Below are 12,986 nucleotides of genomic sequence, written 5' to 3'. Positions count from 1 at the left end.
CCACGGCCGCGCCGGCCACATGATCAACCTCGGGGTCCCGCCGCGCGGCCCGGAGGTGCAACTCCGAGCCGACAAGGCAGGATGGTGCGGTGGCCAGGCCCAGCATCGTCCCCATCGCACTGACCCTCGACGACCGCACCGGATACACCCTGTGGGCTCCGCCGTGGGAGGAGGACGGCGAGGAGTGGCAGGCGTTCCTCGGCACGACCGAGGGTGACGGGACGGGCGGGCGCGCCACGGTGCACCTCTTCCCGTCGCCGGAGAAGCTCGCCGCCTTCTGCCGCACCCGCACCGACCACGACCTGGCCGACCACCCGGTGTGGCCGGTCGTCGCCGGTCTGGACGCAGCGGACCTCACCCCGGACGAGGACCACCGGTACGACCTCGACGGGGTGTACGACGTCGCTGCCGAGGACCCCGACCGGTGGGCGGTGGAGGAGCTCGCCGCGACCGTCGACATCGTCAGCCGGCTCGCCGAGTGCCTGGACACCACCGAGGACGACGACGAGGAGCAGTTCGAGGCCGTCGCCGAGCTCGCCGCCAAGCCGGAGATCGGCTCCCTCGGCCTCGGCGTCGAGGCCTTCGCCGGGCGCTCCGGCGAGGACGCGTGGATCGGCGTCGGCACGGTCTTCGACGAGCTGTGGGAGGACGTCGTCGAGGAGCTCTCGGACCACTTCGACTGGACCGGCGGGGGCACCGCCACGATCGAGGAGTACCCCTCGGCCGCCGAGTCCGCGGACGACCAGCTCGGCGCCCTCGCCGACGAGGACCTGCCCGAGCAGGCGGAGACGGCCGCCGGCGCGCCCGCCGGTGCGACCGCCACCTCGGTGGCCGGCCGGCCGGGCGTGAGCACCATCGCACGCGGGAGCCGGGTCACCGCCTCCCCCGCCGCGGTCGCCGCCGCCGCCGAGTTCTGGGAGGCGGTCGGCATCCTGCCGGTCGAGATCGTGGTCCCCGAGGGCGCCGGGGTGACCCTGCGCTGCTACGTCGAGGAGGTCGCCCGCTTCCTCGGCCGCGACGGAGAGGTGTTCGTCTTCGACACCCCGGCCGACCTGGCCCGCTTCTGCGCCGGCAACGAACAGCACGACCTCGTCGAGATCGCCACCTGGCCCGAGGTCGCCGACACGGACACGCTGCCGCTGCCCGCCGAGCAGGACCGCTACGACCTCACCGAGGTCTCGGAGGTGCTGGCCGAGGTCGCCGATGGCGCCGCCGGTCTGGTCCCCCACCGGGCGCTCGTGCAGCCGGCCGAAGGGGTGCGCGACCTCGCCGAGTACGCCCGGCTCACCCGGGTCGACGAGCTGCTCGCCCCCACCTCCCCGCTGGGCCGGGCGGTGGCCCGCGCCGACCGGCAGCCCGACGAGCCCCTGGACGCGGCCGAGGCCGGGCAGCTGCGCCCCGCCTGGGACGAGGTCGTCACCGCCGTGAGCGGCGCCCTGGTCTTCCGCGACTGAGACGACGGCGGCCCGCCCCGGGAAACCGGGACGGGCCGCCGTCGTCGCCCCCGTCCGGAGGCTCACCGCGAGCGGTGAGGGGGACGGGGTCCTCGTTCAGCCCTGGCGCGGGGGACGGCCCGAGCGCTCGCCGCCGAAGCGGCGGTCGCCGCCACCGGAGCGGTTGCGGTCGCCGTACGAGCGACGGGGGCCACCACGGGAACCGCCGGGGCGGTCACCCTCGCGACGCGGACGGCCACCGGGGCCACCGCCACCGCGGCGCATGTCGCGCTGGGTGCGCTCCTTGGGCTCCACGGGGATGCCGGAGGCCACCAGCTCGAGGATCGGCCGGTCACCGGGCCGCGTGCGGTCCAGGGGCGGGTCCACCTTCGCGGTGCGGAACCGGCGCTTGGCCTGTCCCACCTGGTCGGGGAGGAGCAGCGAGACGACCACACCCGCGGCGCCGGCGCGGGCCGTCCGGCCCGAGCGGTGCAGGTAGGTCTTCGCGTCCGTCGGCGGGTCGTAGTGCAGGACCAGCGAGACGTCGTCGACGTGGATGCCGCGCGCGGCGACGTCCGTGGCCACCAGCACCGGCGAGCGGGCGTCGGTGAACTCCTCCAGCGCACGCTTGCGCGCCGACTGCGGCAGCCCGCCGTGGATGGCCTCGGCCTTGATCCCGGCGGCCTTCAGGTTCTCGGCCAGCCGGTCCACGCCCAGCTGGGTGCGGGCGAAGATGATCGTGCGGCCGGGACGAGCAGCCAGCTCCGTGGCCACCTGCAGCTTGTCGCGGAAGGCGAGGCTGAAGGCGAGGTGCTCGGCCGGCGGGGCGTCGTCGCCGGCCCGCTTGACCTCGTGCCGGGCCGGGTCCTTGAGGTAGCGGCGGACCAGGGAGTCGACCTCGCCGTCCAGCGTGGCCGAGAACAGCAGCCGCTGGGCGTTCCGGTCGGTCTGGTCGAGCAGCTCCTTGACGACCGGGAGGAAGCCCAGGTCGGCCATGAAGTCGGCCTCGTCCAGCACCGTGACGACCACCTCGGCGAGGGTGGCCTCGCCCTGGCTGATCAGGTCCTGCAGCCGGCCCGGCGTGGCGATGATGACGTCCACGCCGCGGCGCAGCTGCTGGATCTGGCGGTACATGGGTGCGCCGCCGTAGACGGTGGCCAGCTGCACGCCGGTCGCCTGGCCCAGCGGCGCCAGGTTGTCGTGCACCTGCTGGGCGAGCTCGCGGGTGGGCACGAGGACCAGCCCGCGGGGGGCCCGACGACCGTTCTTGACCTCGGCGCCGATGCGGGCGAGCAGCGGCAGCCCGAACGCGAGCGTCTTGCCCGAGCCGGTGGCGGCCTTGCCCAGCACGTCACGCCCGGCGAGGGCGTCCGGCAGGGCCGAGGTCTGGATGGCGAACGGGCGGTGGATGCCGCGCCGCTCGAGCGCGGTCACCAGCTGCTGGGGCAGACCCAGCTGACCGAAGGTGGGGCCGGCCGGGGTCTCGGCGACGGTCTCCGCCGCGGCGTCCTCGGCCGTGTTGCCGGTGGTGTTCACGATGGTGTTCTCGGTGGTGTTCTCGACAGCGTTCTCGGTCGTGGACGACTCGAACGCGGCAGGGTGGACCAAAGTCATGCGGGGTGGGGCTCCGATACTGCTCGGAGCGCGTCCCGTGAAAGAGGAGGAGCACCGTGACGTACCGGCGTCCTCACTTGGCGATCGTCTGCGCCCAGGGATGGAACGCTGGATCTGCACGGATGCGCTCGTGCCCGGACAAACCGTCCGGGAGGATGACCGGCCTTGTGCCGGTGCACTTACCGTAGCAGCGGAGATCACGACGCGATTCCCGCAGGCCGGAGTGACGCCCCCCACCCGCGGCCGGCCCGTGCGCGCCGGCGGTCAGTCGCGGTCCTCGTCCTGGTGCCCGGCCGACACCGCCAGCACCCCCTCGAGGTCGGCCAGCCGGGCGGCGAGCGCGGTGACCGACCCCGCCCCCTCCATCGTCATCCGCACCGTGGCCTGCGGGCCGGCGCCGCCCCGCCGCTCGGCCTCGACCGCCGTGTCGAGGTGACGCACGGTGAAGCCCTGCTGCGTGCACTCGGCCAGGGCCCGGCGCAGCACGCCCTCGCCGTCCCGGTAGGTCAGCACCAGGGAGTAGGAGTGCGCTGCCCGCCCCGACAGGCGGCGGGCCAGCGGGGTGAAGGCGTAGGCCACCAGGAGGTGGCCGGCGGTCGCGACGACGGCGTACAGCCACAGCCCCGCGCCGGCGGCCATGCCGACGGCCGCGGTCAGCCATACGACGGCCGCGGTGGTGAGCCCGCGGACGGCGTCGCGCCGGACGAAGATCAGGCCGCCGCCGATGAACCCCAGCCCGGAGACCACCTGCGCGGCGACGCGCGAGTCGCCGAACTCAGCCCGGCTGATCACCATGAACAGCGCCGCGGCGAACCCGACGATGGTCAGCGTCCGCAGCCCGGCCGCCTTCTGCCGCAGCTCCCGCTCGAACCCGATGAGCGCCGAGAGGAGGAAGGCCACCCCCAGGTCGCCCAACCGGTCCCAGGACTGCCCGGCCGCCTCGGCGAGCAGGACGTCCACCGCCGTCAGCCCCGCAGCGCGGCGTAGCCCGGGCGGACCACGTCGTCGAGAAGCCGCTGCCGCTCCTCCGCGGGCAGGAAGGCGCCGGCCAGCGCGCGCTCGGTCACCGTCTGCACGTCGTCCCACGTCCAGCCGAACGTCGTCGCCACCGCTGTGACCTCGCTGGTGACCGAGACGCCGCTCATCAGCCGGTTGTCGGTGTTGAGCGTGACGGCGAAGCCGAGCCGGTGCAGCCGGTCCACCGGGTGCTCGGCCAGCGAGGGGTAGGCGCCGGTCTGCACGTTCGAGGAGGGCGCCACCTCCAGCGTCACCTGCGCGTCGCGCACCCGCCGGGCCACGGGGCCGAGGGCGCCGTCCGCGGCGACCTCGTCGGCGATCCGCACGCCGTGGCCGAGCCGTTCGGCACCGGCGCCGTCCAGCGCTGCCTCGATGCTGGGGATGCCGGCGGCCTCCCCCGCGTGCACCGTCCGGTGCGCCCCCGCGCGGTCCAGCAGGGCGATGGCGGCGGGGATGCGGTCCGGCGGGAAGCCGATCTCCGGGCCGGCGAGGTCGAAGCCGACGACACCGGCGTCCCGGTAGCGGACGACGAGGTCGGCTACCTCCTCCCAGCGGTCGTTCTGCCGCATCCCGCACAGCAGCGTGCCGATCCGGATCGGCGTGCCCGCGGCGGCGGCCTCCCGGCTCCCCTGCGCATACCCGTCGAGCATCGCCTCGACGGCCGCGTCCATCGGCATCCCGGTGGTGAGCAGCTCGGGCGCCATCCGGACCTCGGCGTACACCACGCCGTCCGCGGCGAGGTCGAGCGCGCACTCCCGGGCGACCCGCGCCACGGCGTCCGGCGTCTGCATCACGGCGACGGTGTGCGCGAACGTCTCCAGGTACTGCACGAGGGAGCCGGAGTCCGCGGCCTCGCGGAACCACCGGCCGAGGGAGTCGGCATCGCCCGCGGGCAGATCGCGGTAGCCGAGCTCGTCGGCCAGGTCGAGCACCGTCTGCGGCCGCAGCCCGCCGTCGAGGTGGTCGTGCAGCAGGACCTTCGGGGCGCGGCGGACGTCGTCGGCGGTGAGCGGAGCGGGCACGGGAGAACGCTACCTACCGGCCGTCCCGGTCCTGCCAGCGGAAGGTGCGCACGCACAGCAGCAGGCCCAGGACGCACCAGATCCCGAGCACCAGCGCGACGGTGCCGAGCTCCCAGGAGCCCGCCGGCTCCCGGGCGGCGAGGGAGTCGGGCAGGAACACCGACCGCAGTCCCTGTGCCAGCCACTTCACCGGGAAGACCGAGGCGACGTCCTGCAGCCAGCCGGGCACCTGGTCGAACGGCATGAAGACGCCGGAGACGAACTCCAGCACCAGCGCGATCGGGGTGACCGTCGCCGAGGCCGACCGCGCGTTGCGGGCGAGGGATGAGACGGCGATGCCGAGCAGCGTGCAGGCCGCCGCGCCCAGCACTGTCACCCAGGCGAAGGTCAGCCAGTCCGCCCCGGTCGGCAGGTCGATGCCGAACACGAGCACGCCGACGACCAGCAGCGCGAGGATCGTCGCGATCGTCACGGCGACGACCTGCGCGACCTTGCCGACGAAGTAGGCGGTCTTCGGCATGGGGCTGCCGGCCAGCGCCTTGAGGGTGCCGTCGGAGCGCTCGCCGGCGATGTGGATCGCCATGTTCTGCAGGCTCGCCCCGACGATCCCCGCGGCGATGACGCCCGCCATGAAGTACTGCGGGAAGTCCACGCCGGAGCCCAGGTCGTAGTCCAGGACCGCGCCGAGCCCCAGCAGCAGGATGACCGGGAACAGCAGCGTGAAGACCACCGACTCGCGCTGGCGGAAGAACTCCTTGAGCTCGACCCCCGCCCGGGTGCGGGAGACCCGGGCGACCGAGGGCAGCGCGGCGCGCCCTGGGGCGGTGGTGGTCACGAGCGGTCCCCGATCATCTTCAGGTACACGTCCTCGAGCGTCGGCCGGCTGACGGCGAGGTCGGGCACCTCGCCCGGGAAGCGCGCGGCGAGCTCGGAGACGAAGGCGGTCGGCGTGGCGGTCTCGGCGGTGCGCCGGGCGCCGGCCTCGGTCCAGCTGACGACGGCCGGCGCGGTGCCGCGGCCGCCGAGCGCGGTGGGGACGGCGACCTCGGCCAGCTGCCCGTGAGCGATGACCCCGACCCGGTCGGCCAGCTCCTCGGCCTCGTCGAGGTAGTGGGTGGTCAGGAGCATGGTGGTGCCCAGCTCGCGCAGCGACCGGATCAGCGCCCAGAACTGGCGGCGGGCCTCGGGGTCGAACCCGGTGGTGGGCTCGTCCAGGAACAGCAGCCGGGGCCGGCCCACGATGCCCAGCGCCACGTCCAGCCGGCGCCGCTGCCCACCCGAGAGCGTGCGGCCGCGGGCGCCCGCCTTCTCCGTGAGACCGACGAGCTCGAGCACCTCGTCGGGGTCGCGGGGATCGGCGTAGTAGGACGCCTGCGCCGACAGCAGCTCGCGCACCGAGAGCTGGCTGTCCCCCGCACCGGATTGCAGCACGATTCCGAGCTCGGCCTTCCAGCGGCGCCCGCCGCGCGCCGGGTCGACCCCGAGCACGCGCACCTCACCACCGTCGCGATCGCGGTAGCCCTCGCAGATCTCGACGGTCGTCGTCTTCCCCGCGCCGTTGGGACCCAGCAGGGCGAAGATCTCCCCACGGTGGATGTCGAGGTCCAGGCCGTCGACGGCCGCGCGGTCGCCGTACCGCTTGACCAGGCCGCGGATGGAGATGGCTGCGTCCGGGTTCAACGGCTCCCTCTCGGGGCCCGCCGCGAGCGTGCGAGTGGTGGGGAGGAGGGAGTCCTTCTGCACGAGAGACCAGTGTCCCCTACGAGCCTGCGGTGATGCGGTCGAGGACCAGCGGGAGCGGCTCGTCACCGGTGTCGACGCCGATGGCCCCCTCGAGCGCCGCGAGCGCCCGCGGGATGCGCGCGGCGTCGTCGGTGTGCAGCTCCAGCAGCGGCCGGCCGGCGGTCACCTGCTCCCCCACGCCGGCCGTCCAGGTGATGCCCGCGGCGGCCGACACCGGGTCCTCCTTGCGGGCCCGGCCGGCGCCCAGCCGCCAGGCGGCGACGCCGAGCGCGTAGGCGTCCAGGCGGGTCAGCGTGCCGGTGGCCGGCGCGGTCACCACGTGCGTCTCGGCCGGGCGCGGCAGCGGGGCGTCGGGGTCGCCGCCCTGCGCGGCGATCATCCGCCGCCACACGTCCATGGCCCGCCCGTCGGCCAGCGCCTCGGCGGGGTCGACGTCGTCGCGCCCGGCACCGGCCAGCATCTCCCGCGCCAGCGCCAGGGTCAGCTCGACGACGTCGGCCGGGCCGCCACCGGCGAGCACCTCCACCGACTCCGCGACCTCCACGGCGTTGCCCGCGGCGCGGCCCAGTGGCCGGTCCATCGCCGTCACCAGGGCGACGGTGCGCACCCCGGCCGCCTCCCCGAGCCCGACCATGGTGCGGGCCAGCTCGCGCGACGCGGCGGGGTCCTTCATGAACGCCCCGGAGCCCGTCTTGACGTCCAGGACCAGCGCGTCGGCGCCCTCGGCGATCTTCTTGCTCATGATGGAGCTGGCGATCAGCGGGATCGACTCGACGGTGCCCGTGACGTCGCGCAGCGCGTAGAGCAGCTTGTCGGCCGGCGCCAGGTCGTGGCCGGCGGCGCAGATGACCGCGCCCACGTCACGCAGCTGCGCCAGGTAGGCCTCCTCGTGCACGTCGGCGCGCCACCCGGGGATCGCCTCGAGCTTGTCCAGCGTGCCGCCGGTGTGGCCGAGGCCCCGGCCGGAGAGCTGCGGCACGGCCACCCCGCAGGCGGCGACGAGCGGCGCCAGCGGAAGGGTGATCTTGTCGCCGACGCCACCGGTGGAGTGCTTGTCGGCGGTCGGCCGGCCGAGGGACGACAGGTCCTTGCGCTCGCCGGAGTCGATCATCGCCTGGGTCCAGGACGCGAGCTCGTCGGCGGTCATCCCGCGGAAGAACACCGCCATGAGCAGCGCGCTCATCTGCTCGTCGGGGACCTGACCGGCGGTGTAGGCCCCGATCACCCAGCGGATCTGCTCCGCGGTGAGCGGCACGCCGTCCCGCTTGGCGCGGATGACGTCGATGGCGTCGTGACCGGCCATCAGCCCTGGCCCCGCTCGGCGGCAGCCGTCAGGGCCTCGGGACCGAAGGCGTCGGGCAGCACCTCGCTCATCGGCACGATGCCGAGGGACACCGTCTCGATCAGCATGTCGGCGCCGCCGTGCTCCCAGAGCAGCTGCCGGCAGCGGCCGCACGGCATGAGCGGCTGACCGTCCCCGCCGACGCAGGCCACCGCGACCAGCCGGCCGCCTCCGGTGCGGGCCAGGTCGCTGACCATCCCGCACTCGGCGCACAGGCCCAGCCCGTACGAGGCGTTCTCCACGTTGCACCCGGTGACGACGCGGCCGTCGTCGACCAGCCCGGCGACCCCGACCGGGAACCTCGAGTAGGGGGCGTAGGCGTGGGTCATGGCCTCGCGGGCCGCGGTCCGGAGGGCGTCCCAGTCGGGCTCGAGCAGGTCGGGCACTAGTGCTCCCCTCGTCGGTACACCAGGCCGTCCGCCTTGGGCATCCGCAGCCGTTGGGAGGCCAGCGAGAGGACCAGCAGCGTGGTCAGGTGCGGGGTGAAGAAGACAATGCCGTCGGGCAGCTCGTCGATGGTCAGGAAGCCGACCAGCGCGACGGCGGCGAACACCACGGCGAGGCCCGCGGGCACCCAGCGGCGGCGCAGCGCCTGGTACACGGCCACGCCGACGAGCAGCAGGGCGACCAGGAGCAGCAGCGCGACGACCGCCGTCCGGCTGCGCAGCTGCAGGGCGTCGGAGAAGCCGAACAGCCCGGCGCCGGCGGCCAGGCCTCCCGGCCGCCAGTTGCCGAAGATCAGCGCGGCCAGGCCGATGAAGCCGCGGCCACCGGTCTGCCCTTCGCGGTAGATGCCGGCCACGAACACGAGGAAGACGCCGCCGAGCCCGGCCAGCGCGCCGGAGATGATCACCGCGATGTACTTCATCCGGTAGACTGGGACGCCGAGCGAGTCCGCCGCCGCGGGGTTCTCGCCGCACGACCGCAGCCGCAGCCCGAACGCCGTCCGCCAGAGGATCACGTACGAGATCGGGATGAGCAGGATCGCCAGCAGGGTGACCACACCGAGCCCGCTGGTGAGCCCGCGGAGCACCCCGGCGAGGTCGCTCAGCAGGAACCAGCCGGTGTCCTCCAGGTCGCCCAGCAGGTCGGGCCCGGAGGAGAGCACCGGGATCGAGAAGCTCGGCGGGTCGCCGCCCACCGACGGCGACTGCGTCGGGCCGCCCCCGGTGCCCTGGACGTAGACCAGTTCCGACAGGAAGCGGACGACACCCGCGGCGAGGATGTTGATCGCCACCCCGGAGATGACGTGGTCGACGCCGAAGGTCACCGTCGCGATGGCGTGCAGCAGGCCGCCGATGGCCCCGAGCACGGTGCCGCCGATGATCGCGCCGACCCAGCCCCACTGCCAGCCGGCCCAGCCGGCGCCCCAGGTGCCGAGGATCAGCATCCCCTCGAGGCCGATGTTGACCACGCCGGCGCGCTCGGAGTAGAGGCCACCCAGCGCCGCGAGCCCGATCGGCACCGCCAGCAGCAGCGCAGCCCGCATCGTCGACGACGAGGTCAGCGCCTCCTCGCCGGAGACCGCCCGGGTGACGGAGAAGACGAACAGCAGGCCGACGACCAGCCACAGTATCCTGCTGCCCCGGCTCCCGCCGGTGAGCCGGTCGGTGAGCGGGCCACGGCTGGGCCGGGTCGCGGTGCTGCCGCCGGCCGGGGTCGCGGTGGTCATGCGCGCGCCTCCTCGGAAGAGCCCGGGACTCCGGTGCGGACCCGGTGCCCGCCGTCCGGACCGGCGCCGGGGCCGGGACCACCGGGGCCCGCACCGCCACCCGGGTCCGGCGGTGCGCCGGTCGCCTCGGCAGCGGACCGCTCGGCCGAGCGCAGGGCCAGCCGGCGGGCGACCTCGTTGGCGATCACGACGGCGAGCACGATCGTCCCCTGGATGATCGTCACCACCGACGCGGGGATGTCGGCGAACTGCAGCGGCAGCGCCGCACGGTCGAGGAACGCGAACAGCAGCGCCGCCAACGCGATGCCGAGGACGTTGTTCCTCCCGAGCAGGGCCACGGCGATGCCCAGGAAACCGAGCCCGGCGGTGAACTCGGTGCCGAAGGCGCGCGTCTCGCCGAGCAGGTCGGGCAACCCGATGAGCCCCGCGACGGCACCGGAGAGCAGCATGGTCGTGACGACCATGCTGCGGGCGTCGACACCGCTGGCGGTGGCGGCGGACGCCGAGATGCCGGTGGCCCGCAGGTCGAAGCCGAACCGGGTGCGCTGGACGAGCACCGCGATCACGATCCCCACCACGACGGCCACGACGAGGAAGCCGAACAGCTCCGTGCGCGGCTCGGCCAGCCCGAAGGCGCCGAGCACCCCGCCCAGCCCCGGGAACCACGCCGACTCCGGCAGCGGCGTCGTGGTGATGATCGACGCGCCCTCCGGGCTGCCCCGGAACGGGCCGGTGAGCAGGAAGGACGCCAGCCCGAGCGCGATGAAGTTCAGCATGATGGAGCTGATGACCTCGCTGACACCGCGGGTCACCTTGAGCACGCCCACGATGCCGGCCCAGAAGGCGCCGACCACCATGGCCACGACGATGACCAGCAGGACGTGCAGCGGGCCGGGCAGCGCCACGGCCGCACCGACGGCGGCGGCGACGACGGTGGCCAGCCGGTACTGGCCCTCGACGCCGATGTTGAACAGCCCCATGCGGAAGGCGATGGAGACGGCGAGCCCGGCCAGGAACAGCGGGACAGCGCGGTTGAGGATCACCACGATCGACTGCACCTGCTGCGAGGGCCGCTCGCCCAGGTCGACCATGACCTGCAGCGCCCGCAACGGGTTCTCCCCGATGAGGGCGATGACGAGGGCGGAGATCACCAGCGCCACGAGGACGGCGAGCACCGGGCCCAGCAGCGTCAGGCCGGTGCGGCGCAGGCGGTTCACGCGGCGCCCGCCGCGGTCCGGGCGCCGGTCATGTACCCGCCGAGCTCCTCGGGGGTGACCTGGCGGGGGTCCACGGTGGCCACGAGGCGGCCGCGGAACATGACGTGGAGGGTGTCGGAGAGCCCGATCAGCTCGTCGAGGTCGGCAGAGACCAGCACGATCCCCATCCCTTCGCCGCGGGCGTCCTTGAGCAGCTCCCAGATGACCGATTGGGCGCCGACGTCGACCCCTCGGGTGGGATGGGCGGCGATCAGCAGCCGCGGGCCGGCGCTCATCTCGCGGCCGACGATGAGCTTCTGCTGGTTGCCGCCGGAGAGCGCGGCGGCCAGCGTCTCGGGGCCGGGCGCGCGGACGTCGTACTCGCGCATGATCCGCTCGGTGTCGGCGCGGGCCGCCTTCCGGTCGATGAACGGGCCCCGGGCCGCCGGCGGCCGGGTCTGGTGGCCCAGGATCCGATTCTCCCAGAGCGGGGCGTCGAGCAGCATCCCCTGCCGGTGGCGGTCCTCCGGGATGAAGCCGATGCCGGCCTCGCGGCGGGCCCGCGTGCTCCACCCGGTGACGTCGTCCTCGCCGAGCCGGACCCTGCCGGCGGCGAGCGGGCGCAGGCCCATGATCGCGTCGACCAGCTCGGCCTGGCCGTTGCCCTCGACCCCGGCGATGCCCACGACCTCGCCCTCGCGGACGGTCAGGTCGACGGAGTCGACCAGCGGCCGCCCCATGTCCGAGGCCACGGTGACGCCCGACAGCCGGAGCACCGGGACCTCGCGCACGGTGGAGCTGCGGAGCTCCGGCGTGGGCAGCTCGGCGCCGACCATCATCTCGGCGAGCTGCTTGGCCGTGGTCGTGCGCGGATCGGCCTCCCCCACCGTGGTGCCCCGGCGGATCACGGTGATCGTGTCGGCGACCTTGCGTACCTCGTCGAGCTTGTGCGAGATGAAGATGACGGTGAGGCCCTCGCGCTTGAGCTCCGCGAGGTTGCCGAAGAGCTCGTCGACCTCCTGGGGCACCAGGACGGCAGTCGGCTCGTCGAGGATGAGAGTGCGGGCGTTGCGGTAGAGCACCTTCGCGATCTCGACCCGCTGGCGGTCACCGACGCCGAGCTCCTCCACCAGCGCGTCGGGGCGCAGCCCGAGGCCGTAGCGGTCGGAGATCTCCTCGATCCGGCGGCGGGCACCGTCCCGGTCCAGCCGGCCGCCCTTCGTGGGCTCGCTGCCCAGCACCACGTTCTCCAGGACCGTGAAGTTGTCCGCCAGCATGAAGTGCTGGTGGACCATGCCGATCCCCGCCGCGATGGCGTCGGCCGGGCTGCGGAACTGCACAGGGCGTCCGTCGACGAGGATCGTGCCCTCGTCCGGCCGGTGCTCCCCGTACAGCGTCTTCATCAGCGTGGACTTGCCGGCCCCGTTCTCCCCGACGATGGCGTGCACCTCGCCGCGGCGGACCGCCAGCTCGATGTCCTTGTTCGCCACGACGCCGGGGAAGCGCTTGGTGATGCCGCGCAGCTGGACCGCGTAGGGCGATCGGGCCGCCTCGTCGCCGGACGTGGCGCCGGCGGCTGGAGCCTGGGCCATGGGTGGGCCTCTCTCTGACGGTGCGCCGCGCGGGCGGCGCTGGTCTCGATCCGGCGCACCGGTGACGACGCCGGTCGGGTCGTCGTCCCCCGGATGACCGGTGGTCGGGCGGGGTGACCGGGGTGCGGGCACCCGCCCTGCGCATGATGTCGCACCCTCGCGGCGACCGGGACCGCGCCCCCCGCGCGGGGTCGGGGCCCGCTCGCCACGACGGCGGGCCCGGGCGGGATGCCCGGACCCGCCGTCGGAGGGTCGCTCCGGGGGGGGGGGGGGGGGGGGGGGGGGGGGGGGGGGGGGGGGGGGGGGGGGGGGGGGGGGGGGGGGGGGGGGGGGGGGGGGGGGGGGGGGGGGGGGG

11 protein-coding genes are annotated in these 12,986 nt (G+C 74.5%); 1 reads left to right on the top strand and 10 read right to left on the bottom strand.

The window, feature by feature from the left end; translation table 11 throughout:
- Positions 1–89 precede the first annotated feature (89 nt).
- Positions 90–1,454, top strand: coding sequence for a hypothetical protein (locus ACI8AG_RS19255; protein ID WP_456598296.1), 1,365 nt, complete (start codon positions 90–92; stop codon positions 1,452–1,454).
- Positions 1,455–1,550: 96 nt separating this feature from the next.
- Here ACI8AG_RS19255 and ACI8AG_RS19250 read toward each other — a convergent pair whose 3' ends face one another.
- The 10 genes from ACI8AG_RS19250 to ACI8AG_RS19205 form a co-directional block, all read right to left on the bottom strand.
- Positions 1,551–3,047, bottom strand: coding sequence for a DEAD/DEAH box helicase (locus ACI8AG_RS19250; RefSeq protein ID WP_456590660.1), 1,497 nt, complete (start codon positions 3,045–3,047; stop codon positions 1,551–1,553).
- A gap of 264 nt (positions 3,048–3,311) precedes the next feature.
- On the bottom strand, positions 3,312–4,007 hold the full coding sequence (locus tag ACI8AG_RS19245; protein ID WP_456590661.1) for an MgtC/SapB family protein: 696 nt from the start codon (positions 4,005–4,007) through the stop codon (positions 3,312–3,314).
- A gap of 5 nt (positions 4,008–4,012) precedes the next feature.
- Complete coding sequence (locus tag ACI8AG_RS19240; protein WP_456598295.1) at positions 4,013–5,086, bottom strand: adenosine deaminase; 1,074 nt, start codon at positions 5,084–5,086, stop codon at positions 4,013–4,015.
- A 13-nt stretch (positions 5,087–5,099) separates the two neighbouring features.
- Complete coding sequence (locus ACI8AG_RS19235; RefSeq protein WP_456590663.1) at positions 5,100–5,921, bottom strand: ABC transporter permease; 822 nt, start codon at positions 5,919–5,921, stop codon at positions 5,100–5,102.
- Positions 5,918–6,829: an ABC transporter ATP-binding protein gene (locus ACI8AG_RS19230; protein WP_456590664.1), complete on the bottom strand. Its 912-nt coding sequence runs from the start codon at positions 6,827–6,829 to the stop codon at positions 5,918–5,920. The genes ACI8AG_RS19235 and ACI8AG_RS19230 overlap by 4 nt, the downstream gene beginning before the upstream one ends.
- A gap of 16 nt (positions 6,830–6,845) precedes the next feature.
- The gene (locus tag ACI8AG_RS19225) at positions 6,846–8,132 is read right to left on the bottom strand and encodes a thymidine phosphorylase (RefSeq protein ID WP_456598294.1); all 1,287 of its coding nucleotides are present in this window, start codon (positions 8,130–8,132) and stop codon (positions 6,846–6,848) included.
- Positions 8,132–8,557, bottom strand: a complete 426-nt coding sequence (locus ACI8AG_RS19220) for a cytidine deaminase (protein ID WP_456598293.1) — start codon at positions 8,555–8,557, stop codon at positions 8,132–8,134. Before ACI8AG_RS19220 ends, ACI8AG_RS19225 begins: the two co-directional genes overlap by 1 nt.
- A complete protein-coding gene (locus ACI8AG_RS19215) occupies positions 8,557–9,843 on the bottom strand; it encodes an ABC transporter permease (RefSeq protein ID WP_456598292.1) in 1,287 nt (428 codons plus the stop codon). Before ACI8AG_RS19215 ends, ACI8AG_RS19220 begins: the two co-directional genes overlap by 1 nt.
- Entirely contained in the window at positions 9,840–11,060 is a 1,221-nt protein-coding gene (locus ACI8AG_RS19210; RefSeq protein WP_456598291.1) for an ABC transporter permease, read from the bottom strand. Before ACI8AG_RS19210 ends, ACI8AG_RS19215 begins: the two co-directional genes overlap by 4 nt.
- On the bottom strand, positions 11,057–12,631 hold the full coding sequence (locus tag ACI8AG_RS19205) for an ABC transporter ATP-binding protein (RefSeq protein WP_456590669.1): 1,575 nt from the start codon (positions 12,629–12,631) through the stop codon (positions 11,057–11,059). The genes ACI8AG_RS19210 and ACI8AG_RS19205 overlap by 4 nt, the downstream gene beginning before the upstream one ends.
- Between the last annotated feature and the right edge of the window lie 355 nt (positions 12,632–12,986).

It is taken from the genome of Blastococcus sp. SYSU DS0552 (assembly GCF_054050815.1).
The sequence above is the reverse complement of the archived record's forward strand: the minus strand, read 5'-3'. Positions and strand labels throughout refer to the sequence as shown.